Origin of the sequence: Aquiflexum gelatinilyticum, assembly GCF_024741135.1 — a bacterium.
In the GTDB taxonomy this organism is placed as follows: domain Bacteria; phylum Bacteroidota; class Bacteroidia; order Cytophagales; family Cyclobacteriaceae; genus Cognataquiflexum; species Cognataquiflexum gelatinilyticum.
This window is the reverse complement of sequence record NZ_JANSUY010000023.1, coordinates 1-25,257: the sequence shown is the minus strand read 5'-3', so window position 1 is coordinate 25,257 and position 25,257 is coordinate 1. Positions and strand designations below refer to the sequence as shown.

Annotated in this window: 17 protein-coding genes; 6 read left to right on the top strand and 11 right to left on the bottom strand. The window is 42.1% G+C overall.

Features of this window, described 5'->3' with window-relative positions; genetic code table 11:
* Positions 1-34: 34 nt before the first annotated feature.
* Positions 35-1,339 carry a DUF418 domain-containing protein gene (locus tag NU887_RS18770; RefSeq protein WP_258424925.1) on the bottom strand — a complete coding sequence of 435 codons (1,305 nt, stop codon included), beginning with the start codon at positions 1,337-1,339 and terminating at the stop codon, positions 35-37.
* Between the two features lie 211 nt (positions 1,340-1,550).
* Entirely contained in the window at positions 1,551-2,075 is a 525-nt protein-coding gene (locus tag NU887_RS18765) for a nuclear transport factor 2 family protein (protein WP_258424924.1), read from the bottom strand.
* 257 nt (positions 2,076-2,332) lie between these two features.
* Between NU887_RS18765 and NU887_RS18760 the strand changes: the two genes are divergently transcribed.
* Positions 2,333-4,276, top strand: a complete 1,944-nt coding sequence (locus tag NU887_RS18760) for a tetratricopeptide repeat-containing sensor histidine kinase (RefSeq protein WP_258424923.1) — start codon at positions 2,333-2,335, stop codon at positions 4,274-4,276.
* Complete coding sequence (locus NU887_RS18755; RefSeq protein WP_258424922.1) at positions 4,273-5,007, top strand: LytR/AlgR family response regulator transcription factor; 735 nt, start codon at positions 4,273-4,275, stop codon at positions 5,005-5,007. The genes NU887_RS18760 and NU887_RS18755 overlap by 4 nt, the downstream gene beginning before the upstream one ends.
* Positions 5,008-5,018: 11 nt before the next feature.
* Here the strand turns inward: NU887_RS18755 and NU887_RS18750 are convergent, their stop codons facing one another.
* Positions 5,019-5,780 (bottom strand): SDR family NAD(P)-dependent oxidoreductase, encoded by a 762-nt coding sequence (locus NU887_RS18750; RefSeq protein ID WP_258424921.1) that lies wholly within the window; start codon positions 5,778-5,780, stop codon positions 5,019-5,021.
* A gap of 196 nt (positions 5,781-5,976) precedes the next feature.
* Between NU887_RS18750 and NU887_RS18745 the strand changes: the two genes are divergently transcribed.
* Genes NU887_RS18745 through NU887_RS18735 form a run of 3 tightly spaced genes read left to right on the top strand, consistent with a single transcriptional unit; the run spans position 5,977 to position 10,644 of the window.
* Positions 5,977-7,782: an FAD-dependent oxidoreductase gene (locus tag NU887_RS18745; RefSeq protein ID WP_258424920.1), complete on the top strand. Its 1,806-nt coding sequence runs from the start codon at positions 5,977-5,979 to the stop codon at positions 7,780-7,782.
* Positions 7,779-9,617: a 2-oxoacid:acceptor oxidoreductase subunit alpha gene (locus NU887_RS18740; RefSeq protein WP_258424936.1), complete on the top strand. Its 1,839-nt coding sequence runs from the start codon at positions 7,779-7,781 to the stop codon at positions 9,615-9,617. The genes NU887_RS18745 and NU887_RS18740 overlap by 4 nt, the downstream gene beginning before the upstream one ends.
* Entirely contained in the window at positions 9,592-10,644 is a 1,053-nt protein-coding gene (locus tag NU887_RS18735; protein WP_258424919.1) for a 2-oxoacid:ferredoxin oxidoreductase subunit beta, read from the top strand. The genes NU887_RS18740 and NU887_RS18735 overlap by 26 nt, the downstream gene beginning before the upstream one ends.
* 463 nt (positions 10,645-11,107) lie before the next feature.
* Here the strand turns inward: NU887_RS18735 and NU887_RS18730 are convergent, their stop codons facing one another.
* The 6 genes from NU887_RS18730 to NU887_RS18705 all read right to left on the bottom strand — a co-directional run bounded on the left by NU887_RS18730 (position 11,108) and on the right by NU887_RS18705 (position 19,888).
* Positions 11,108-12,727: an FAD-binding protein gene (locus NU887_RS18730; RefSeq protein ID WP_258424918.1), complete on the bottom strand. Its 1,620-nt coding sequence runs from the start codon at positions 12,725-12,727 to the stop codon at positions 11,108-11,110.
* Positions 12,728-12,739: 12 nt separating this feature from the next.
* Positions 12,740-13,069, bottom strand: a complete 330-nt coding sequence (locus NU887_RS18725; protein WP_258424917.1) for a Bor family protein — start codon at positions 13,067-13,069, stop codon at positions 12,740-12,742.
* Between the two features lie 207 nt (positions 13,070-13,276).
* Positions 13,277-13,804, bottom strand: a complete 528-nt coding sequence (locus tag NU887_RS18720; RefSeq protein WP_258424916.1) for a YfiT family bacillithiol transferase — start codon at positions 13,802-13,804, stop codon at positions 13,277-13,279.
* 127 nt (positions 13,805-13,931) lie between these two features.
* Entirely contained in the window at positions 13,932-16,451 is a 2,520-nt protein-coding gene (gene priA, locus NU887_RS18715) for a replication restart helicase PriA (RefSeq protein ID WP_258424915.1), read from the bottom strand.
* 8 nt (positions 16,452-16,459) lie between these two features.
* Entirely contained in the window at positions 16,460-18,487 is a 2,028-nt protein-coding gene (locus NU887_RS18710; protein WP_258424914.1) for a thioredoxin domain-containing protein, read from the bottom strand.
* A gap of 414 nt (positions 18,488-18,901) precedes the next feature.
* Positions 18,902-19,888 carry a GSCFA domain-containing protein gene (locus NU887_RS18705; RefSeq protein WP_258424913.1) on the bottom strand — a complete coding sequence of 329 codons (987 nt, stop codon included), beginning with the start codon at positions 19,886-19,888 and terminating at the stop codon, positions 18,902-18,904.
* 158 nt (positions 19,889-20,046) lie between these two features.
* On the opposite strand from NU887_RS18705, the gene NU887_RS18700 reads away from it, so the two are divergent.
* Complete coding sequence (locus NU887_RS18700; RefSeq protein WP_258424912.1) at positions 20,047-20,427, top strand: GxxExxY protein; 381 nt, start codon at positions 20,047-20,049, stop codon at positions 20,425-20,427.
* Positions 20,428-20,564: 137 nt separating this feature from the next.
* Here the strand turns inward: NU887_RS18700 and purL are convergent, their stop codons facing one another.
* Positions 20,565-24,245 carry a phosphoribosylformylglycinamidine synthase gene (gene purL / locus NU887_RS18695; RefSeq protein ID WP_258424911.1) on the bottom strand — a complete coding sequence of 1,227 codons (3,681 nt, stop codon included), beginning with the start codon at positions 24,243-24,245 and terminating at the stop codon, positions 20,565-20,567.
* A 293-nt stretch (positions 24,246-24,538) separates the two neighbouring features.
* Positions 24,539-25,168, bottom strand: coding sequence for a hypothetical protein (locus tag NU887_RS18690; RefSeq protein WP_258424910.1), 630 nt, complete (start codon positions 25,166-25,168; stop codon positions 24,539-24,541).
* Positions 25,169-25,257 lie beyond the last annotated feature (89 nt).

Here is a 25,257-nt window from a genome sequence, read left to right as displayed (position 1 = left end):
AAATATTACCTGATAGCGTCTGATCACAAATTGACTAAGCCTTCCTAAATGGAGGTTTTTGCATATAACTCAAACTCCTCCAGATCCATTCGACCGGTCCAAAATGAAAATATTTCAACCAGATCGGACTTAGGATTAATTGAAAAACCCAGATGGAAATAACCACATACAACAGCTCAAACCGCTCCAGCTGTCCAAACAGACCAAACCCTACTCCTGTGAATACGAACATACATATCACAGAATGCATGAGATAATTGGTCAGGGCCATTTTGCCGACAGCTGCGAGAGATTTTTTCAGCAAAATGAAGAAAGGAGATTTGCAAAAAAGCATGATCAGACCTACATGACCCATCGCCACAAAAAATCTCCCCCAATAGTAGGTTAAATTGGACTCACTGAAAGAAAGGGTTGAAAATTGGGCATCCAAAACCAGCTTCATCTCATAATAGTTGACGGCAATCCCAATCGGATAACCAATACCTACCATCAGCCAGTAAACAGAAGATGACTTTTCCCCTGAAAGAATTCCCCACTTAAAGAGGGCTATCCCGATCAACATCATACTCAAGACATCCCAAAGGTCTCCTCTGTAAGGTTCGTTGACATTAAAATCATAATTGATGGGTGCCAAGTGTGCCAGAACTGAAAAATACCCCTTTTGCATTTCTTCAATAAATTTTTCAGTTGCCTCAGGGGAGGTTTTAGATTCTCTTTTCTCCCAAGAATCCTTGGCTTCATTTAATTCCTTAGTAAGTTCCTGACCGGAAGCCAAGGCCAAGTCAGCCTCCTCCACTTTGGCAAACCATTTCTCATCTTGGCGATAGTCATAGTAATTCCATCCGGTCCCTACAATCATTAGAATTAAACCGATATACATAAGTTTTTTGGGGACCATATTCCTAAAGGAATAGACCAAAAATCCCATAAGGGCATAATTGTATAGAATCTCTCCTACCCATAGCAAAAGATAGCCATGGATCAAACCAAAAACCAGAAGCCAACTTATCCTGCGGAAATAGATGTCGGCGGCATTGATACCGGCTCCTTTTTTTTGCAACCTATCCAAAAATATAAACATCCCAACACCAAAAAGCAGGGAGAATAATGCGCGCATGGTTCCTTCAAAAAAGAGGTTACTCATCATCCAAGTGTACAGGTTCAAACCTGTATCTCCGCCCAAGACAGAAGGATCATTATAGCCAAAAGCCAAGCCAAACCCATTGATATTCATAATCAAAATCCCGCAGAGTACAATTCCTCGCATCACATCGAGTGAAGTGACTCGTTCATCGGTCTGAATAGGGGTTAAAGCAGCATAACTTGTTTGTGTTATCACAGTAAATTTGGGGGGGATAAATGAAATAAAAACAAGAATCGGGATAGAGCTCCTCAAAATTACTATTGGTTCCCTACCCCGATTTTCTCATCAACTAAAATTCAAACCGTTTCATTTGAATCTTCACTATTTGTTCAACAAGGGTTTACAAAATTCTAATGTGAAATAAAATCCAAAGCAAATTCCCAACGGCAATTAACCGCATGGGTCCTTATTGTTCAGGATCAGTATCTTTGGATTTGGCAGCTTCTGCAGCCTGAATCTGCATCATTGCCAAGGTAATTTTTGAATTGTCCCAATAACCCAACTCTTTGACGATTTTTCCATCCACAAACTCGAAGGTTATATGGATTGGAATTTCGAAGGTCTCTTGGTTAGCTGCCAAAGTTCCTTTCCAAACTCCCCAATAATTGACCCATGTCTCTCCTTTATCGTCAAGCACCATTTCCAAATTTTGATTTTCAGTGTCGATGGAATAAGTCGAAAGGCCTTCAATCTCGATTTTTTGCTGTGCGATCAATTCCTGAATATTAGCAGGATTGTTTTCTGTAGCGTTGATAAAAATCTGTGCATTATCCGCATAATGAGATTTATATGCATCCCAATCTCCATTGATGTAATTATCAAAAATAGTCTTTACCGTTTCGATCTCCTTTGAATTTTGGGTATACCTCTGCTTTGATTCACAACCAACCATGGTCAGGACAATAATTCCGGTTAACATTGCATTTTTCATAATTTTATGGAACAAGGTTTAGGATAAATATGTCGATTATCGCAAATGGAATCAGAAGTCTTTAGATTAAATCTCTTCCACAGGAGAATACTCTATTGGCCTTAAACTGATTCAATAAAAACATGAAAATTTGGATTTAAAATCTACTTAGGACTAATGACTGCTTATATTGTCCGAATGATGCCAAAAAATTTTCGGAGGAATAATTATCTGCTAATCAGGTTATTTTGATGTTTTTTAAATACTATATTTCATAAATGAAATGGATTGTTGTCTTTCTGTTTTTTTCAATTACCCTCAAAACAGAGGCTCAGGTTTATTTTTCCAATGGAGAAATGAAATACAGGCAGGTATTTTTAGATACCGATGATTTTGGAGATGATTACCTTGAAAACCTTGAAAAAAGTCTCGAAAAATTAAAAAATGACTCTTTGAGATTAAAAGTACTAAATGACCTTGGTTATTTTACCCACACCAGAAATCTAAAAAAATCATTGTCCATCATCAATAAAGGGCTTGAAGAAGCGAGGAAAAAAGGCAATGTGTATTGGGAAGGAAAATTACAGGTTTCACAGGGGGCCATCCTTTTGAGACTCGATGAGCTGGATTGGGCTGAGATGGTTTTGAAAAGCGCCATTGAAAAAATCCCCGAAAATGAAACTTGGCTGCTCTACACCAATCTTGGATATGTGTTTGAAAGAAGGGGAAATCTTGGAGAAGCATTTGAATATGCTTCCAAAACATTGAAAATCGGTGAAAAGTACGGAGACGAAAAAGCAATAGCCATGGCCTATTCTGACATGAGCAACCTTTTTTGGAAACAGGGAAAACCCAGTATCGGATTGGAATATGGATTAAAATCCCTGGCGCTTTTTGAAAAAAGAAATCTTCTTGACTTAGATTTTGATTTTACGCTCCATGTCGTTGGAAATAATTTGATCAAACTTAACAGGCTTGATGAAGCGTTGGGATACTTTCAAAAATCCATTGCCATCGGTGAAAAATATGGATTTTATAACAACCTAAGTGACACGTATATCGCTCTTTCGGATTTATACAATCAGAAAGGTGATTATATAGCTGCCGAAAAATCAGGTCTCGAAGCATTGAAATATGCCGAATTATTGGAAAATGATTTTATGATCATGCGGTCTTTGCTTTCTTTGGGCAAATCCAATAACAGCATCGGACATTTTTCCCATGCCATTGAATTTTTAGAAAAAAGCATTCAGGTAGCGACAAATGATTTTGGAGACAAGTATTATTTGAGTCTGGTTTATCTTGAATTAAGTAAGGCCTATGAAGGTGATAAAAAGTTTGCCAAAGCTTTGGAAGCAAGTAGAACTTACGACAAACTCAAGCAGAGCGTTTTTACAGCAGAAGCTGACCAAAGAATTTCGCTCCTACAAACAGAAATGAATGTTTCCCAAAAAGAAAATACCATAAACCTGCAGGAGGCACGATTGGAAAAGCAAAAAATCCTGCAGATTTTTATCCTGACACTAGCCGGATTTTTGGTGGTCATTCTTGGGATTTCATATGTTGTCTTGGTCCGAAGAAAAAAGTACAACCTTCTTTTGGAAAAGCAGAATCTCGAAAAGGAACATTTACTCAAAGAAATCCACCATCGGGTAAAAAACAATCTTGAAACGATTTCGAGTCTACTTGCGCTTCAGACAGCCAAGATTGATAACAAAGAATTTCAGGGAATCATGGAAGAAACCCAAAACAGAGTACATAGTATAGGAATGATCCATCAGAGGCTTTATCAGGGAGGAAACTTAAAAACCATAGAGATGAAGGATTTCTTCCTAAACCTCGGTGAGTACATCATTGATACATTTAATGCTTCGCAGCGTGTATCCTTGATCTGTACTATGGAACCATTGGAACTTGAAATAGACCAAGCAATCCCGATTGGATTGATTGTCAACGAATTATTATCAAACTCACTCAAATACGCTTTCCCAAACGGGAACAAAGGCTCAATCAAAGTCTCTTTGTCAGAAAGAGAGTCCCACCTCTATCTTCAGGTTTCGGATAACGGGATCGGAATCGGCACCAATCCTGAAGTCCATGGTTCCGGTTTTGGAACCCAATTGATCCAACTCCTCACCCGCCAACTTGATGGAAAAATGTCCCTTGTGACGAATTCCGGAACAGAAGTCTTTTTTGAATTTCAAATCCATAAAGCTGCATGAATCAAAAAACAAGAATACTCATAGTAGAAGACGACATGATAATAGCTGCAAACATAGGTCTGCAGCTGACCAATCTCGGGTACGAAGTTACCGGTTTGGAATCTCGGGGTGAAGAAGCTGTACACCATGCTTTGGAAAATAAACCTGACATGATATTGATGGATATCCAGCTAAAAGGAAAAATAAACGGAATAGAAACTGCAAAAACCATCCAACAATACATTGACATCCCCATCATTTACCTTACTGCGAATGTGGACGATGCCACTTTTATCAAAGCGAGAGAAACACATCCTTTTGCCTTTATTGCCAAACCTTTCAAGAAATTAGACCTTGAGAGAACCATCGCATTGGTAGAGGAAAAAATCAAGGAGAAAGACCAGGATTTTCTTTCCAATGAAACCATGGTGGAATACCAAGGCGACAGGATTTTTATCAGAAACCAAAACAAACTCATCAAAGTCTTACTGGAAGAAATCCTCTATATTGAAGCTGAAAGAAACTATTGTAAAATCAATCTTTTTAACCAAAACTACCTCATTGTAAGCCCACTGAATAAATTGTGTGAAAAACTGGATCAGAAGAATTTTGTTCGTGTCCACAGGTCTTTTGTCGTCAATTTTTCAAAGCTTGACGCCGTTGCCGAATCCCATGTCGAAATTGCAGGAAAATTAATTCCGGTCGGAAAACAATTCAAAGATGATCTTCACCGGATGCTAAATAAAGTATAATTTATCGGGATTTAACCTGCTGCCAATATTCCCCCATCAATCGTAAATGCGCTACCTGTAATCCAGGAAGAATCATCACTTGCCAGAAAAAGTGCCAATTTGGAAATGTCTGCCGGTAAGCCTAATCTTTTAAGCAAAGTTGCTTTTCCTGCATTGGCCACTGCTTGGGCAGGGTCAGGAAATGCAATAGCAGAAGCATGGATAAACGGCGTGTCTACCGGACCGGGACAAATGGTATTGACCCGGACAATTGGTCCATAATCTACCGCAGTCTGTTTTGCCAAAGCCAATAAAGCTGCTTTGGAAGCACAATAGGCAGGATGGTTTGGAAATGATTTGTAGGCTGCGATGGAGGAATTGACCACCACAGCTGCAGATGGCCTTTTGAGCATTTCTGGCAAGGCGAATTTCAAAAGATAAAAGACCGAATCCACATTGGTTCTGAATGTGATGTCCCAATCTGAGGGCTCCAATTCCGTCACTGAACCCAAACCAAGCATTCCTGCATTGGTCACCAATCCATCCAACTGACCAAATGAGGAAATTGCCAAATCAACCATTTTTTTGTTGTATTGTATGTCTCCGACGTCTCCTGACAAAAAACAGGCTTCTCCCCCATTTGCCTTTATTTCGGCCAAAAGTGATTTTCCCCTTTCTTCATCCCTTCCGCTCAGGATTAGATTTGCTCCTTCTTTGGCAAAATCCAATGCAATGGCTCTTCCCATTCCGCTTGTTGCCCCTGTGAGGATAAAAGATTTTTGATGGAGTTTCATAACCAAATTTATTTAAATATATACCTGCATTCCTTGGTCAAAAGTATGCGTCATTTTGCATATTTATCAACCTTCAAAATAAAATAGAATTTTTATCTTAAGGTATCTGCATTAAATTCTGAAATTTCTTAGCTTTAAAAAGCCTTGTCTTTTTCTTTAGAAAAATAAGGCAAAGTGAATTCAAACCCATTCAACCATGAAGCCAACCAATACCAAAGACCCTGAATACTACCATAAAGTAGTGGACTGTCAATACGCCTGCCCTGCACACACCCCTGTACCTGAGTATATCAGACTTATCGCTGCTGAAAGATTCACAGAAGCTTACATGGTCAATTGGGAATCCAATGTTTTTCCGGGTGTACTCGGTCGAACCTGTGACCGACCCTGCGAACCGGCTTGCCGGAGGGTAAGGGTTGAAGAAGAACCGGTCGCTATCTGCAGACTCAAAAGGGTGGCAGCAGACAACAAAGGGGATGTCAAACAGCACATGCCCCAAGGTCCTTTTCCTTCCAATGGAAAGAGAATTGCTCTAATCGGAGGAGGTCCGGCCTCACTTACTGTGGCTCGGGATTTGGCTCCTTTAGGATATGAAATCCACCTATTTGATGAGCAGATCGCAGGTGGGGGAATGATGCGCAGTCAGATTCCGTCTTTCAGGCTTCCCGAAGAGGTACTCAATGAAGAAGTGAATTTTATTCTTGATCTTGGGATCCATACCCAATTTATGACCTATGTCAAGAGTCTGAAGGAAGTATTGGAGGGTGGTTATGATGCGGTATTTGTTGGGACAGGAGCCCCCAAAGGAAGAGACCTTCCAAAATTGCCCGGAAGGAAAGAAGGGGACAAAAACATCCATATCGGAATTGAATGGTTGGCAGGTGTAGCTTTTGAACATACAAAATCCATTGCTCAAAAAGTAATCGTATTAGGAGGTGGCAATACCGCAATGGACTGCTGTAGGACCTCCAGAAGGTTGGGAGGCAAAGAGGTGAAGGTAGTCGTCCGCAGCCCATTTGATGAAATGAAGGCCTCCCCTTGGGAAAAAGAAGATGCCCTCCATGAGGACATCAATATTATTGATAACCATGTTCCGCTGAGTTTTGAAGTCAAAGACGGTAAACTCATCGGGATGAAATTCCAGAAAGTAAAACCTGTCTATGACGAAAACGGCAAAAGACAACTGCTCCCAACGGAAGAAGATGATGTTTTCATTGAAGCAGATGAAGTCTTGATAGCCATCGGCCAAGAAAACAGTTTCCCTTGGATAGAAAGAAACATCGGCTTGGAGTTTGACCAATGGGGAATGCCGGTGGTGGATGAAGTCACTTTCCAATCCACCAACGCCAAGGTTTTCTTTGGGGGAGATGCAGCGTTTGGGCCCAAAAACGTCATCACTGCTGTAGCCCAAGGCCACCAAGCTGCAGTATCCATCCATTTATTTTGTGAAGGATTGAATGTCTACGAAAGACCCTCTCCCTACACCAACCTTATCAGCCAAAAAATGGGAATCCATGAGTGGAGCTATGACAGTAGTGTCGCCATTGACCAAAGATACATTGTGCCACAAGCCAAAAAATCCCAAACACTCAAGGACAGAAAGAAAGAAGTTGAATTGGGATTTGATATTGCGACTGCTTATAAAGAAACACAAAGATGCCTCAACTGTGATGTACAGACTGTTTTTACCGAAGATCGCTGTATCGAATGTGATGCCTGTATGGACGTCTGCCCTACTTCCTGTATCACTTTTACTGTCAATGCAGAAGAATCCGAATTAAGACAGAATCTCTTGGTACCGGCAGAAAATCTAACCCAGGATCTCTTGGTTTCCAAAGAACTCAAAACCGGACGGGTCATGGTGAAAGATGAGGATGTTTGTCTTCATTGTGGGCTTTGTGCAGAAAGATGTCCAACCTCAGCATGGGATATGCAAAAATTCCTCTATTCCACCACCAAAGCCAATCAAATGATCACCCCACTTCCCCTGATACAGAAATGACAAAAACAGTCAATGATTTTATAATCCGGTTTGCCAATGTGAACGGAACCGGATCGGCGAGTGCCAACTACCTGTTTGCCAAAGCCATTTTCCGTATGGGAATACCCGTCACTCCAAAAAACATCTTCCCTTCCAACATTCAGGGACTTCCTACTTGGTATGAAGTACGTGTCAGTGAAAAAGGATATCTGGGGAGAAGGGAAGGTATCGATATTTTGGTGTCAGTTAATCCTCAAAGCATGGCGCAGGATATAAAAAGCGTCAAGCCGGGTGGTTATTTCATGTATGACAGTACCAAAAAACTCCCTACCCCTTATTTCAGAGAAGATATCCATTACCTCGGTGTTCCTATGATGGAGATGTCCAATGAGGCCTTTTCTGACCCAAGAAAAAGGCAGCTCCTAAAAAACATCATCTATGTAGGAGCTTTGGCCAAATTGTTAAACATGGATTATTCCGAAATTGAAAAATTGGTTGGAGAACAATTTGAAGGTAAAAAGCAACTGATCGATGCCAATATCCAAGCCCTCAAATTGGGAATGGATTATGTCGAGGCCAATTTCGATTATCCCTTAAGCTTTCATCTTGAAAGAAGGAACCTCATCAAAGACAAAATTCTCGTTGATGGGAATACTGCATGCGGCCTTGGAGCAGTCTATGGAGGTGCCACAGTGATGGCATGGTATCCGATTACGCCTTCAACTTCTGTAGCAGAGGCATTTGAGCATTATTGCGAAGCATACAGGACTGATCCTGAAACAGGAGAGAAAAAATTTGCCATTATCCAGGCCGAAGATGAACTTGCCGCGATGGGCATGGTCATTGGAGCTAACTGGAACGGTGCAAGAGGATTTACGGCTACAAGCGGTCCCGGAGTCTCTTTGATGAATGAGTTTCTAGGTTTGGCTTACTTTGCCGAGGTACCTGCTGTTCTTGTGGATGTCCAAAGAACAGGCCCAAGTACAGGCATGCCCACTAGGACCCAACAATCGGACATTCTCCTTGCTGCTTATGCCTCTCACGGTGACACCAAACATGTCTTGGTTTTCCCTGCCACACCGCATGAATGCTTTGAAATGACAGCTGAGAGTTTTGATCTTGCTGAACGTCTTCAAACCCCTATCATGGTCATGACCGATCTGGACCTTGGCATGAATGACCATATCAGCGAACCGTTTCATTGGGATCAAAAAAGAAAGTATGACAGGGGAAAAGTACTCAATGCGGAGGAATTGGAGCATATCGGGCGATTTGGTAGATACCTTGACGTGGATGGTGACGGCATACCGTACAGAACTTATCCGGGAACCCATCCTACCAAAGGCTCCTTCTTTACCAGAGGAACTTCACGGGATGAATACGCTGCCTATACCGAAGACGGTGCTGCATACAAAAGAAACATGGACCGATTGATGGTAAAATGGGAAACGGCGAAGAAAGTCGTTCCGAAAGCCCATTTGTACCAAAAGGAAAACAAGTCAGAAATCGGGATTTTATTTTATGGAACATCCACTTTTTCGGCAGAGGAAGCTAAGGACATTTTGGAAGAAAATGGAATCATAGTAGATGCGATCAGAATCAGAGCCTTTCCTTTTGGGGAAGAGGTGGTTCAATTTATCCATTCCCATTCGACTGTTTTTGTCATCGAACAAAACCGGGATGCCCAATTGCGCAGCATGATGATCATGGAATTGGAAACCAATCCTGCCAAATTGATTCCTGTTTTGAACTATGACGGCATGCCGATCACGGCTGACGCCATCAAAAACCAAATTTTAAAGCATTTAAACCTAGAAAATACCCAACACCATGAGTTATCTAAAACCGCTCTTTAGACATCCGAAACTTCCGAAAAACAAACTTGGCTATACCCAAAAGGAATATGAAGGTTCACTTTCCACACTTTGTGCCGGTTGTGGACACGACAGCATCAGCGCGGCTATTGTGCAGGCTTGCTTTGAAATGTCCGTGGAGCCCCATAAAGTCGCCAAAATCTCCGGAATCGGATGTTCATCCAAAACACCTACCTACTTTTTGGGTAATTCACATGGATTCAATTCTGTTCATGGCAGAATGCCTTCAGTCGCTACCGGTGCGAGTATGGCCAACAAGGACATGGTGTATTTTGGGGTTTCAGGGGACGGGGACTCCGCTTCAATCGGCATGGGGCAGTTTGTCCATGTCATCCGGCGAAATCTAAATATGGTCTATATCGTAATGAACAACGGCTGCTATGGCTTGACCAAAGGACAGGATTCCGCCACCGCAGACCAAGGTTCGCGGAGCAAAGCCGGTTCCGTCAATCCATTTCAAGCCATCGACCTAGCGAGTTTGGCGATAGAATTGGGAGCAACCTTTGTAGCTCAGAGTTTTAGCGGGGACAAGCAACAATTGGTTCCGCTAATCAAGGCCGCCATGCACCATAAAGGTTTTGCATTTCTCAATGTGATTTCTCCTTGTGTGACTTTCAACAACAACCCCGGTTCTACCAAATCCTACGATTATGTGAGGGAACATATCGAAGCCACTTCGACTTTGGACTTTGTTCCGGAAATGCCCGAAATCAAAACCAATTACGAAAAAGGAAAATCTACCAGAGTAGCGATGCATGATGGTACCTTGATCCAACTCAACAAATTAGCAACAGATTGGAATCCCGAGGACAGGGTTTCTGTAGCCAATGCCCTTCAGCATGCAAGAACAAAAAATGAAATCCTGACAGGCTTGCTCTATGTCAATACCGAATGGAAAGACCTTCATGGCACCTTAAGCACCTGCAGCACACCCTTGAATAAACTGAAGGAAACAGATCTTTGTCCGGGAACTGAGGTTTTGAAGGAGATCAATGCGGGGTATAGGTAAATGAGTATATGCGCAACCTCTACATTTCTTGAAGGGAAAATCCTTGGTTTTGGGATGGAAGACCGAAGACGGAAGACGGATGTAACGGGCAATTAGCAATTTTATCAAAAAACTATCTAGATAGGCTTGGTATTTAGAAATGCTAATTATGAGTCTTAGTTGTCTTTTTGAATACAATTGGATCGGAGGCAGGATGTTGGAATGTAGGAATAAAAGTTACAGCACTGAAGGTGCGAAAAACCTTAGCGATGGGTGCAGCTCATCGTAATTGTAGGAAATGTTTGAAGAAAGCCCTGAAGGGGCGAAATATCTCTAAGGACAAGAAAGAAATGATCCCGCCCTTTCAGGGCTTAAGGTAATTATCTAATGAATTATGGATGGGCTTCACACCCATCCCTTTGTTATTTTGCCCTTTCAGGGCTAATTTAAATTTGGTTTTGGGTTAGAATTTTGATATTCTCAATTATGGAACATACCCATCCAACCCACATTGCTGCATAAATTCATTGTTGAAAAGCTGCTGTACTTCTTGGGTCATCACCTTGGACCGTTGCTTTTTCCATTGTTGAATCTTTTCATTTCCATAGATATAATTCAAGCGGTTCTTGTCCACGATGCGGTTTAGCTTTCCCCAATGGATGGTATAGGGAATCGCAGCGGCTTCCAAAGATTCCAAAACCGCTTGATAAAACTGATGGTTGACCGCGGCATCAGCGCCGTCAAGTTCCATCACTACAGAATGTTTGAACCGGGTAAAAGCAAGTGTCGCAGCATTTCCTTTTACAAACCGGAAAGCTAAAACACCTGCGAGTTTAACATTTTCATTGATTTTTAAGCAAATTTGAATTGCTTTGACCACATCTTTTACATCTAGACAAATAGCTGCACTGAATACTTTTCCCCTAAAACGTGTATTGGTAAATGTCTCAGAGATTGTTCCTGTCAGATCCTCGGGTCTGCTATAGGCTAATCCGAAAAGTGAATTCACGATTTGGGGAACCAAGATTCTATTCAAAAATCCAACCTTAGCCTGAACTTGATCCAAAACCGTTTGAATCAACCCAAGCGTGTCATCCCCATAGGTAAATCCCGAGGTCGCATGTTCAATTCTCTTATACTCTTCCCTGTAGGCAACCTTGAACATGGACCGCATATACACCCCTTTTTGAGGATCGTCGAAGGCGAAATCATGGGGATTGACTGCCAACTCAAAATGATAAAGGTGCCTTTGCGGATCGTTCCATGTGTATTTGAGGTGGTGTTGTATTTTTGAAAAATCCATCTTGGTGACAGCTTCGGTCATGGCATTGTCAAATTGTACTCTCTGCATTTTTTGTTCCAAAAGGAATTTGTCTTCCACCTCCACCAAGACTCCATGGATAATCCCAAAACTCCCAAAACTGACCAAAATCGCATTGAACAACTCATCATCAATGATGATTTCTGCTCCTAATTTCATATGAAAAGCATCGGAAGTAATTCGTCTCGAAGCCCTCTCTACGTAAATATGCCTGTCAGGACCGGTAATGACGTGCATGCCAACAACCATTTCGGGCAAAGCACCCTTGAATACAGCTGCCCCATGGGTTCCCGTGGAAAAGGCACCCGCAATGGTTTGGCCATTACTTCCGCCACTCACCATCAGACTTTTGGAAGGTTGTGATTGCTTTTCGAGGTATTCATTGATTTGGATGATGGTATTTCCACACTGCAAAAACTTAAAATTTTCAGGCTTATTGCCTGCATTCAAAAAATCGGGATGGAAATTTTCATTACTCAAGGCAAATTTGTGCCTCAGTCTCTTGGTGTTGATAATCGCATCTTCGCTCATACCAACTTTGCTAAAAGACCATCCACTTCCTAATGCGCGGATATTGAGCTGGTTTTCCAAGGCGTGTTTGATGATCCATTGGAAATTGGCCGTACATTTTTTGTATTGGGAAAACTGGTCAAGGCTTTGGAAAGATGGATCATCCAAGACCATATCAAAGGAAAGGTCTTCATCCAAAGGCTGGGTATAGTTTTGGTGGACATTGGTGAATTCCTTGATTTTCCAAGGAATAACTCCTTCAGGATAGGTCATGGCAAAATGGGTTTAAATTTCTCCCGGAATCGGTACCTCCGGGCAACAAAAATATTCGACCGATTGGGGGACAACAATTCCCAATGTGATGACAGAAATCAGGATATGACCAACATTGGTCTTCACTGTAATTTGACAAATGGATTTACAGCTTGCTTCGGTTTTGACATCTACGGGCTGCCTCAAACCCCAAAAATAAGTGGTTCTGTTTACCTGAACCGGCGCGGGATTATCGGAATCATACTTGGATACAATCCTCAGATTGGCACATGAAGCAATGTAGAAGGTTAAACTGAAAAGAATCAGGAAGGAAAAACGCCTGAATTGAAATGACTTTTTCACTTGAGTTCAAAGTTTAAATTGAATACACTCTTCTAAAAAATATATAACACTCTAAAAATCAAGGTAAAAGTTAAAAAAATAAATGGAAAAAGGCAAGAGCTCTGCGAAATTCAGAATTATGAATTCAGAATTAAAAATTAAACCTTAGCCTATCGCTTCTTATCTCTCGCTTTTTTTGTCTCATATCTCATGTCTCATATCTCCCATCTATTTTCCTCCACTCACCAATTTCACATGACCCAAATGATGTCTAGAGTGCCATGCATACAGTGCAATGGTGGTGGCAAGTGACATTGTTTTTTGGTTGGCAGGATGGAAAAAGGTTTTCTGCAAGTCATCAGCTGATAAAGATTTGATTAAAACTACCCAGCGATAATGTAATCCTTCCAAAATCTTCAAACTTGGTCCAATAGGCATGTCTTTGGCATCAGCCAATTCCGCCCACAGATCTTCATGATAAGGTTTGATGGTTGGGTTATCCTCGGTCAGCGCCAACTTGAACCGGATAAAACTGTTCATATGGCTATCGGCACAGTGATGCACCACTTGCCTCACCGTCCATCCTTCAGGCCGATAAGGTGTGTCCAATTGTTCTTCTGAAAGTTTATAGGTTTCAGTTTTGAGCAATGCGGGGAATTCTTCTATGATTCCCACCCATTCTTCAAGTTGTTGGGCAGTGATTTCTTTTGGTGCGGAAAAGCGGCCAACGGGGAATTTTAATGATTCTATTTCCATGTGTTAATTTGGTTATTGGTTATTTGGTTAATGGCCATATGGTTAATTGGTTAACTGATTTTGAAAACAAAACTCAGACTTGGTACTGAGGACTTTTTCTTAATACTTGATACTTGGTACTTGATACTCAATACGGATCCACATCCACCACAAACCTCACTCCTCTAAAGTCCTTATGCACCTGCATTTCTTCCAATAACAGGAGCAAATCATGTTTAAATTGGGCTTGGGCATTACCTGATTTATCCAACTTCGCGATAGATTCAAAAATGTATTGGTTCTTGATTTTTCCGACCAAGCCTTTTTCCGGCCCCAACATGATTTTCTTGACATCGATTTCCCCCATCAGGTTATGGAGATGTCTTGCAGCTTTTTCAGAGATTTTATAATCCTTATGCCGGGTCGTTATTTTGATGATTTTGACAAATGGAGGGTAGAAAAACCTCTGCCTGTCCCCCATTTCCTGGATATAAAAATTCTTGTAATCCCCGGAAATCACCTGCCCAAAAATGGCTTCCTCAGGTTTTCGTGTTTGAATGATGACGGCACCTTTTTTGTCCCGCCGTCCAGCCCGACCTGCCACTTGGGTGATTTGCTGAAAAGCACGCTCCCCGGCCCTAAAGTCCGGAAAATACAAAATCCTGTCTGCATCCATGATCCCTACGACTGTGACCCTGTCAAAGTCCAGGCCTTTGGTAATCATCTGGGTGCCCACCAAAATATCAATGTTCCCACTTCCAAATTCTTCCAATAATTGCTGGTATCCGTATTTGCTTCGGGTAGTATCCAAATCCATCCTTGCGATTCTGGCTTCAGGGAAAAGTAAAGAAAGACTTTCTTCAATCCGCTCTGTTCCCAAGCCAACCGCTCCCAATTTATTGCTCCCACAGGCAGGACATGCATGCGGAACTTTCTCCTTGAACCCGCAATAATGGCAGCGCATCTCCTCCCCAAACTGATGATAAGTCAGGCTGACATCGCAATGTTCACATTCAGGAATCCATCCGCAATCTTCGCAGGCAATATAAGGCGCATAACCGCGCCTGTTCTGAAAAATCAAAACCTGCTCCTGATTTGATAAAGCCTCTTGTATTTTCTCCCTGAGAAGCCGTGTAAAATCTAGCTTCAGCAGGTTTTTCTTTTTGTCCACCAACATGTCTGCCAAGTGGTACTCGGGAAGTTGTGCTTCCCCATATCTTTTGTCCAAAGCCAAGTAACCATACTTTTTGGTTCTTGCATTGTAAAAAGACTCAAAGGAAGGCGTCGCTGAACCGAGCAAAGTTTTGGCTTGATGGATCCAGGAAAGCATGATTGCCGCATCCCTTGCCTGAAACCTTGGCGCCGGGTCAAACTGCTTGTAAGATGACTCATGTTCTTCATCGACGATCACCATTCCCAAACTGTCAAATGGCAAGAAAATCGAAGACCTTGCACCGATCACAAAAGAGATTTTTCCACTCAAAACCCCATTCCAAACCTCTACCCTTTCATTGTCCGAATATTTGGAATGGTAAACCCCCATGCTACTCCCAAAAACTTTTCTCAGCCTGCCGACCATATGGGTCGTAAGGGCAATCTCGGGCAATAGCAACAATACTTGGGAACCACCGGCCAAGACTTCCTTGATCAAGGTAATATAAATTTCAGTCTTGCCGCTTCCGGTTATTCCATGAAAAAGGACTGTGTTTTTTTCTTCAAATTGGCTTTTTATTTCTCCAAGAGTTTTGCTCTGTAGGTCTGAAAGGACAATCTCTTCTCCATTTCCTTCTTCCTCCTCAAAACGGCTGATTATAATTTTGTATTCTTCCAAAACTCCGTTTTTGATCAGAGTTTTGAGTGAAGATACAGACAACCCGGCTTCGGTAATTACCTTTTTGTCCAAGCCTTTTTGATTCAGTTCAGGTTGCTTGTACACTGGGATTTCCTGCAGGTACTTGAGGAGGATTTCCTCTTGTTTTGGTTTGTTGGCGATTTCGTTGAAAAGCGCTTCCAAGGCTTTCTTGTCGGAAGCATATTCTTTAGAAAGCCTGATTCTTGATTCAACTTTGGGCGCATATTTCTCTCTCAATTGCTCAAAAACCAAAATGGCTTCCTTGATGACCAAACTTTTGATGATACCATGGATTGATTTGAGACCAAGTACATTTTCACACTCCTCATAGGTCATTTCGCCTTTGTTTGCCAATGCCTGAAGCAAAATTCCCTCCCTGTCATCCAATGGATAGGTCGAGGTGTCTGAATCGTAAGTGGGATTGAGTTGAATTTTGCTTTCGCTGCTGAGTTTCAGTCCAGAAGGTAAGGCCGCATTCATCACTTCTCCGATGTGGCAGCAATAATAATCCGCCATCCAAGCCCAAAAACGGATCTGCAAAGGATTGACCGTAGCGTGGTTGTCAAGAATATCAAGGATGGGTTTGGCTTCGTAAGCTGCAGGTGGCTTTTGGTGGACTTTGCCGATAATGCCTGTAAGTACTTTCTTTTTCCCAAACTGAACAATCACCCGAAAACCGATGCCGATCTGCTCCGCCATACTCCGCGGAATTTTGTAGGTAAACATCTTGGGAATGGGTACCGGCAATATGATGTCCGCAAATAAGTTGGATTTGCTGTCTTCCTGCGGGTATAAATCACCAAATAAACTCTCCAAAAGGTGGGTCAGGCTAAAGATGGAAACTGTGCCAAAGCATCGGCTACTTCAGAAACGGGCTTTTGACAGGCCTTATTGAAGCAAACGTAAATTAAGGCATTTCCTTCAGAATCCGCTGTTTTGTATTCCAATAATGGGATATTTTCTACGACAGTTTCAGACGCAGCAACGACAAAATTGGATGAATTTGAGGCTTGCATCTCCTTGGCTTTCGCTAGTGCCCCTTTGCCCACAATGGCGATTTCGGCCTTTGGCACCAAAGTACTCAGATACAGCGATGCCCAATTGCATAGAAAACCCGGTTCGGTGATGATCAGCTTCTTCATGGCTCCAAGCATTTTTTCAGAAATCTCAAGATACCTGTCTTCATAAAAATACAGACCCAAATCCTGAAGGTTTCTCGCCATCATGGAATTGGAAGCCGGAATGACATTGTCAAACAATTCTTTTTTATTGGCAATCAGTTTTTCAGCAGTAGGATTGTTGAAAAAGAAAAAACCGTCAGTCTCATCATAAAATTGCTCCAATACAATTTCAGTCAATTCCTTGGCTGTGTGGAGCCATTTCAGATCAAAAGTAGCTTTGTACAAGGAGATAAATCCTCTGGTCGCCGCAGCATAATCTTCCAAAAATCCGGAAGTATATGCTTTCCCGTTTTTGTATGACCGATACAAAATCCCGTCTTGGTACATTTTGTCCAAAATAAAATTTCCATTGGCAAGGGCTAACTTCAATGCTTTCTCCTCTCCTATGGATAGATAAGCCTGCACGAGTCCCTCCACCATAAGTCCGTTCCAACCACTCAAAACCTTGTCATCCAAACCCGGATAAATTCTTTTATTCCTCACCTCCAACAGCTTGGTTTTGATTCGGTTAAGCCTATTTACATAAGCTGAAACTGAAAGACCTTCTTCCTTGGAAAGTTCCTCATATGATTTTGTCTGAAAAAGGATATTGACTTCATCTTCCCAATTTCCTTTGAACTTGATGTTGTATAATTTGACAAACCACCTCATGTCCTCCGCTAGGATGGATTCTAACTCATCTGACGTCCAAGTGTAAAATTTTCCTTCTGTTCCTTCAGAATCCGCATCTTGGGCTGCAAAGAAACCTCCCTCCTGCTGAAGCATTTCAGCTTCCAGCCAAGCGATGGTTTCGGTCACTTTCTCCTTGAAAAGTTCCTCGCCACTTACCTGATAGGCTTTGGCATAAAGCGTCATCAACTGCCCGTTGTCATACAACATCTTCTCAAAGTGCGGTGCAAACCATTCCCCATCCACCGAATACCGTGCAAATCCTCCGCGAAGATGGTCATAGATACCGCCCATTCCGATCTTGCGAAGTGTAAAAAGTACTTTCTCAGTCAAGGCTTCATCTTTCTTCAGGATTGCATATTCCAACACAAAAGACCAAATGGCCGGCATGGGAAATTTGGGTTTTCTGTTCATTCCACCCCATTCCAAGTCAAACTGATCCTCTAATTTTTTGATGGCATAGGCCAACTCCTCACTTGACAATTCAGTCTTGGCAGACTCCAATCCATATTTCTCCAACTCCGACCTGTTAAGGCTCCTACCAAATCCTTCTGCACTTTCAGCGAGTTGGTCAAAATGCTTTTCATATGCATCCGCAATATTGGTGAGCAATGCTTTCCATTGCTTGTTGGGAAAGTAAGTTCCCCCATAAAAAGGCTTTTGGTCCGGCATCAGGAAGACATTGAGCGGCCAACCGCCATTGACGCCCATGACCTGCACCGATTCCATATAGATATTGTCTAGATCAGGACGCTCCTCACGGTCGATTTTGATACAGACAAAGTGGGCATTCATGATGGCAGCCGTAGCATCATCTTCAAAACTTTCCTTTTCCATCACATGGCACCAATGACAAGCCGAATAGCCGATGCTGACTATGATCGGTTTGTTTTCGGTTTTGGCTTTATTTAAAGCTTCCTCTCCCCAAGGATACCAATCCACAGGATTGTGGGCATGTTGGAGGAGATAAGGTGATTGGGAGTGGATGAGGCGGTTGGACATTTCGTTGGTTGTAAGGGTTGTAGTGGTTGTAAGGGTTGTAGTTGTTGTAATGGTTGTAGTTGTTGTAATTGTTTAAAATGTTGTCAGGTTGTCATTGTTGTCGGGTGGGTTCCGTCATCCTGAAGGAGGAACGACTGAAGGATCTCTTTTAACTTTGTTAGGACACTTGGCTACACTAACAATTACGTGAATCTCTTGGTCGTCACACTGATCAGCCACAGTGGAGAAGTATCTCCTAATTCTGAGATCTTTCATCCTCGTACCTCGGATTCAAGATGACGCAATACCAACTGTAATTCCTAAATTGAACTGTTTGCTGAAAATTTTAACATCGGCCATCGGTCATCCGTCATCGGTCAAAAACACCAGTATTTACTCTGATTCAAACTTCCTTCCTAACTTCCAACCTCCACCTCACTTCCCCCTAGAATGCACCTGTTTTCTCAACAAGTCCATTTCCTTTGAAAAATCAAAATCCCGGCTGTATCGTTCCAATTTCTTCTGAAGATTGTCTAAAAATTTGATATGGGCCGGGCTGTCAGGGTTGAATGGACGATGGGCAAGGTCTCTTTTGATCCCTTCAAATTCCAAAATCAAAGGGAAAGTCTTTGGATCAACCCAAGCGGTTTTGAATCTTTCCCAAATATATTCTTCAGCTTGCGCATTGGGGTGGATCATGTCTTCCTTGTAAAAACGATAATCCCTCAAATCATCCATCATGATCTCGTAAGCAGGAAAATACTGCACAAAATCATAGGTTTCGGTGAGGTCATGGGCTGCTAAACGCAGGATGGATTTACTCAACCTGTCTTCAGGAATGCCGTCTTTGATATGTCTGACAGGACTGACGGTCAACAATACCTGTACATCGGGATTGATTTGCCTCAGAATATTGAAAAACCCGCTGAATGATTTTTGGATTTCATCGGGATGGAGCAATCTCTTTTCAAATAGATCTGCAGGCTGCTTGTGACAGTTGGCCACAATCTGACCATCATTTCCATATTCATAAATCCAAGCGGTACCAAAAGTGATCAGAATATGAGATGCATTTTCCAAAACCTGTTTGGTGTGCTGTTGCTTTTTATGGATCAACCTTTCCAAAGAATCCTGACTGTACGCCACCACATCAGAATGCATCCCAAAATGTAGGTACAATCCATCCCTGACCAAAATCATATCCGTATTGATCGGCATCTCAAGCGCGGCATCTTCCATTACCTGAGCGATGGAGATGGGGTTGAAAAGCGTTCCGAAGGGATTATTGAGAATGGGAAACTTTCTTTCGGCCAATTTCTCCCCGATCATGGTCGAAAAACAAGAACCGATAGAAAAGATTGGTTTGTGGTGATTAATCTTACTTTCCCCCTCAGGGATATCAAAAGAAGTAGTCCAAAGCATGGCTTAAAATTAGGAAGAAAGCCCACAAATCCTTAGAGAAAAGACGCAAATTTTTTTCTCTCACAAAGACACTAAGGCACGAAGGAATTTTTGGTTTAATTGATTAAAGTTATATTTAACTAAACTATTGGAAATAAATTAAAAATCCCTTTTGGAACATGACGGAAAATGAATTGGCAACCGAAGCGGTAGATATCGCATATCAAATTCATAAAGAACTTGGACCAGGTTTAATTGAAAGTATTTACGAGGAGATTTTTGCTTATGAATTGCGAGAAAGAAATATCGCCTTTACAAGACAGGAAAAAGTGATCGTTAAGTATAAAGGATTGTCTTTTGGAAAAGGATTTAGGACAGATTTGATTTTAGATGACAAACTTATCATTGAATTAAAATCTGTTGAAACAATCGAGAAGGTCCACCATAAAATGTTGTTGACCTACATGCGATTAAAAAATATCAAGCTTGGATTACTGATCAACTTCAAAGTCAATCTCATCAAAGATGGAATACATCGAAAAATCGATGGTTATTTATAAAGATATATAAACAAAAAGGCACAAAGAAACTATGATTATTTCTTTGTGCCTTCGTGTCTTCGTGGGAGCATACAGCGGCTTCTTTGCGGGATTCCTATTCCTTTTCTTTGTGCCTTAGTGTCTTTGTGGGATTTTCCTTAATGCTTTCCCACCCATTGATAAGCATTCACAAAAGCCTCTATCCATGGACTGACTTCGTCGCTTGATTTGTCGAAAGGATAATATGGCCAATTCCAAGGTTTAAGCGATCTTTCAATATGGGGCATAATCGCCAAGTGCCTGCCGTCTTCGGATACAATTCCAGCTACTGCATAATCCGAACCGTTAGGATTGCCGGGATAGCCTTCATAGCTGTACGTCATGCCGATTTGGTAAGCGTCTTTCGGTTTTGGCAATTGGAATTTTCCTTCTCCATGCGCCACCCAAACACCCAATCTTTTGCCTGAAAGGGATTTGAACATCACTGATTCATTCTCAGGAACATTCACATTGACAAAGATCGATTCAAACTTATGGCTTGCATTGTGCAGCATCTTTGGCTTGACATCATGGTTCGGCGTGACGAGTCCAAGCTCCACCATCAGTTGACAACCGTTGCAAACACCCAAACTCAGGGTATCTTTTCTTGCATAGAAATTGTCCAAAGCCTGCTTTGCTTTTTCATTATACAGGAATGCGCCGGCCCAACCTTTGGCAGAACCCAATACATCTGAGTTGGAAAATCCACCCACAAAAACAATCATCTGCACATCTTCGAGGTTTTCACGTCCTGCGATCAGGTCTGTCATGTGGACATCCTTCACGTCAAAACCTGCCAACCAAAGTGAATAAGCCATCTCACGGTCACCGTTGACACCCTTTTCACGGATGATGGCGGCACGCTTTCCTGAGGCTTCTTTTCTATATGGATTCAACCCAAAAGCGTCCAAAGTACCTTTCCATTTTTCCCCAAAATTGTATGCCAAAGGCTGCTTTTTATAATTGGTAAATCTTTCCAAAGCCAACTTCTCTCCACTTTGCTTTTTGTCAAGGAGATAAGAAGATTTGAACCAGGTATCCCGCATTTCAACCACATCGAGTGTTAGGTCCCAACCTGCCAATTCCACTTTCCCATTTAATGTCACTTCAGCAATTGAAACATAGGAAATGCCATGGTTTTCTAAAACCGAACGGGTTCTTTCCGGATTAGCCACTTGAATCAATACACCTGGATTTTCGGCAAACAAAGCTTTGACAATGTCCTTTTCAGCCAATCTTTCGGTTTTCACTTGCAGGCCAACTTGGGTCGAAGGGAAGCACATTTCCAACAAAGCAGTGATCATTCCTCCTGAAGAAATGTCATGCCCTGCGAGGATTTCACCCTTTTCGATCAGCTTTTGGATCACCATAAATGCTTTCGCAAAATATTGGCTGTCCTTCACATCCGGCGTATCGTTTCCGATGGTATTCAATACCTGCGCAAAACTGGACCCACCCAATTTGGCGGTGTCTTTTGAAAAATCAATGTAATAAACCTTGCTTCCCGCAATAGGCTTCAAATCCGGAGAAATAGTCATTTTCGGAGCTGAACACTCCCCCACTGTGGAGATGATGACTGTTCCGGGAGAGTAGACTGTCTTGCCTCCGGGATACTTCTGTGTCATGGAAAGGGAATCTTTTCCTGTCGGAACGTTGATTCCCAAAGCAATGGAAAAGTCTGAAATGGCCTCAACAGCGCGGTAAAGCCTGTCATTTTCTCCGGGATTCTTTGCGGGCCACATCCAATTGGCGCTGAGAGAAACCCCAGCCAAACCGTCTGTAATTGGTGCCCAAACCAAGTTGGTGAGGGATTCTGCAATCGCCAACCTTGATCCGGCTTCAGGATTTGCCAAGGCCGCAACCGGTGCATGCCCGATGGAAGTTGCAATTCCTTTTTCACCCGTAAAGTCCAAAGCCATTACGGCCACATTGTTCAAAGGCAATTGGATTTCACCTGTGGTCTGCTGCTTGGCCACTCTTCCTGTGACAGAACGGTCAACTTTATTGGTCAACCAATCTTTGCAAGCTACAGCTTCCAATTGCAAAACCTGCTCAATATATGTTTTCAGCTCGTTGGCTGAGTATTTTGGTTCTTCGTAAGCTGTCGTTGCCGGAGTATCCTCCAAAATGGTTTTTGGTGAACTTCCAAACATATAGGCCAAATCCCAATCGACAGGCTTCTCACCTGTTTCAAAGTTTTCGAATTTGAAATGCATGTCTCCTGTAGTTTCCCCTACGACATAGAATGGCGCTCTTTCTCTCTCTGCAATCCGCTGAAGTGTAGCCACATCCTTTTCATGCACCACCAATCCCATTCTTTCTTGAGACTCATTTCCAATGATTTCTTTGGCCGAAAGCGTAGGATCACCCACAGGCAATTTATCCAAATGGATCGTTCCTCCTGTACTTTCCACCAATTCAGAAAGGCAATTCAAATGCCCTCCAGCTCCATGGTCATGGATGGAAATGATGGGATTCTCATGAGACTCGGCCATGGCTCGGATCACATTGGAAACCCGCTTTTGCATCTCCGGATTGGAACGTTGGATGGCGTTCAACTCGATGGCATTGCTGAATTCGCCTGTATTCACGGAAGAAACCGCTCCTCCTCCCATCCCGATGCGGTAGTTGTCCCCGCCCATGACGATGATTTTATCACCCTTGCTAGGTTCATTTTTCTTGGCGTATTCTTTCCTTGTAAATCCGACTCCACCTGCCAACATGATGACTTTGTCAAATCCGTGAGATTTCCCGTCTTCCTCATGCTCAAAGGTCAATACCGATCCGCAGATCAAAGGCTGACCAAATTTATTACCAAAATCTGAAGCTCCGTTGGAAGCCTTGATCAGGATATCCATCGGAGTCTGGTAAAGCCATTTTCTTTCGGTCAAGTCTTTTTCCCAACTTCTTCCGGCCTCGGACCTTGGATAGGAAGTCATGTAAACAGCCGTTCCCGCCAATGGAATAGAGGCTGTTCCGCCTGCCAACCTGTCCCTGATTTCTCCACCGGCACCGGTTGCGGCACCGTTAAAAGGCTCGACAGTAGTAGGGAAATTATGGGTTTCTGCCTTGAGGGAGATGACTGTCTGAATGGTTTCAGTCTCAAAAAAATCCGCTTTATCCTGTGTTTTTGGCGCAAATTGCTGAGCCTTGGGTCCGTCTACAAAGGCTACATTGTCCTTGTAAGCGGATACAATTTTATTGGGATGTCTTTTGGAAGTCTCTTTGATGAGTTGAAAAAGGGTTTTGTCCTTTTCAACCCCGTCAATCACAAAAGTGCCGTTGAAAATCTTGTGGCGGCAATGCTCCGAATTGACCTGACTGAATCCGAATACCTCAGAATCTGTCAAAGGCCTTCCCAAAGCTTTGCTTACACCTTCCAGGTAATCCACCTCTTCCTGACTGAGAGCCAAACCTTCTTTTTGGTTGTAAGTTTTGATGTCAGTAACCGGAATGATGCTTTCAGGCTGCAAATGGATATCAAAAATATCCTGATCCAATCCCTCATATACTTTTTGAAGCATCGGGTCAATGCTGTCATTTTCGGTTATCGGGAAGTATTCTTCCATTCTTTGGATTCCCAAAATCCCCATGTTGACCGTAATTTCTACCGCATTGGTAGACCAAGGCGTGATCATTTCCTTTCTAGGTCCGGCAAACTTCCCGGAGACTTTGTCAGCCTGGATTTGATTGGACTCGCCAAAGAGCCAATTCAGTTTGTCAATATCTTGTTGAGGGAGAGGGTTTTTGGCCTGAACAGCATAAATCAGGGCTTTGGGAGATTGGAAAAAGAGGATCATGAGCGTTTTTTGGAGCCTTTTTTAAGAAGCCACAAAGGTAAACAATTGGGTCAAAAGATTAAAGGAATGTTTTAAAGGATGAGGGCGGAAGGATAAAGGATGAAGAAAGATTTGGGAAATTCAGCTCTCTGCGACAAAATGTTCAAAACTTTTTCCGAACTCGATTCTATTAACGTTTTCAGGCTTTGCGTTCGGGCGGGTTTCGAAGCACAAATTTTCAATTTATTACTAAAGTTCATAAGAAGCACTACGCTCCAAGTTTACACGTCAGCCCGCCTGACGCAAAACCCGTGTTAGGTGCTGCTCTTTAGATTGTCTATAAATGTCAATAGTTCTTCTTGGGTTAAATTGTCTTTGTCAAATACGTACATTAAAAGAACGTAAGAATTAAATGCAAAGGATAGGGTTCTAACTCTTCCGTCACTTTCGAACTGACTGTCTGAAAGCGAATATTTAAAATTTATATCAGTTGATTGACAATATTCAAAGAATTGCCTTTTATGAACTTTTGGATTATCTCTTCTTTCCGGTCTAAAATTAATGAAATACGGCAGCCACATTTGTTCAAATTTGTTTATACTCCTCAAATGTAGTACGGAGTCACCTGCCAATTGAGATTTTTCATACAGATACATTGCAATTACTGGATTGCTCTCAGATTTCTCTTTAATTTTCTTTTGAATCAGTACCTGTGGTTCTGGAATATTACTTCTGATTCCGTTACGGTCAGTTTTTGAAAGTTCTTCATTCAAAGGAAATGTGTATTTTGAAATAAAGTCACGAAAGCATTCGATTTGGAGAATATTCCATTCATTAACTTCCAAAGTTGTATGAATGTCATGGAAGCGTATTCTTTCATTGTCTTTCGAGATATTTCTTGATAAACCGTGTTGTCTAGATATGAGAAAATCTGTTAGTTTCATTATGTCTTTTAAAGTTGCACCTAACGTTTTGCCTTACCCCACTTATGGCGCCAAATATTCCTATGGGAAGCATTGACGCCATAAGTAGG

Excerpts from the sequence above, each read along its gene's own strand:
- NU887_RS18765 (WP_258424924.1), bottom strand. The coding sequence starts at position 2,075 with ATGAAAAATGCAATGTTAACCGGAATTATTGTCCTGACCATGGTTGGT.
- NU887_RS18740 (WP_258424936.1), top strand. The coding sequence starts at position 7,779 with ATGACAAAAACAGTCAATGATTTTATAATCCGGTTTGCCAATGTGAAC.
- NU887_RS18720 (WP_258424916.1), bottom strand. The coding sequence starts at position 13,804 with ATGGAAATAGAATCATTAAAATTCCCCGTTGGCCGCTTTTCCGCACCA.
- NU887_RS18705 (WP_258424913.1), bottom strand. The coding sequence starts at position 19,888 with ATGCTTTGGACTACTTCTTTTGATATCCCTGAGGGGGAAAGTAAGATT.
- NU887_RS18755 (WP_258424922.1), top strand. The coding sequence starts at position 4,273 with ATGAATCAAAAAACAAGAATACTCATAGTAGAAGACGACATGATAATA.
- NU887_RS18760 (WP_258424923.1), top strand. The coding sequence starts at position 2,333 with ATGAAATGGATTGTTGTCTTTCTGTTTTTTTCAATTACCCTCAAAACA.
- NU887_RS18750 (WP_258424921.1), bottom strand. The coding sequence starts at position 5,780 with ATGAAACTCCATCAAAAATCTTTTATCCTCACAGGGGCAACAAGCGGA.
- NU887_RS18735 (WP_258424919.1), top strand. The coding sequence starts at position 9,592 with ATGAGTTATCTAAAACCGCTCTTTAGACATCCGAAACTTCCGAAAAAC.
- NU887_RS18700 (WP_258424912.1), top strand. The coding sequence starts at position 20,047 with ATGACGGAAAATGAATTGGCAACCGAAGCGGTAGATATCGCATATCAA.
- NU887_RS18710 (WP_258424914.1), bottom strand. The coding sequence starts at position 18,487 with ATGTCCAACCGCCTCATCCACTCCCAATCACCTTATCTCCTCCAACAT.
- NU887_RS18745 (WP_258424920.1), top strand. The coding sequence starts at position 5,977 with ATGAAGCCAACCAATACCAAAGACCCTGAATACTACCATAAAGTAGTG.
- NU887_RS18690 (WP_258424910.1), bottom strand. The coding sequence starts at position 25,168 with ATGAAACTAACAGATTTTCTCATATCTAGACAACACGGTTTATCAAGA.
- purL (WP_258424911.1), bottom strand. The coding sequence starts at position 24,245 with ATGATCCTCTTTTTCCAATCTCCCAAAGCCCTGATTTATGCTGTTCAG.
- NU887_RS18730 (WP_258424918.1), bottom strand. The coding sequence starts at position 12,727 with ATGACCTATCCTGAAGGAGTTATTCCTTGGAAAATCAAGGAATTCACC.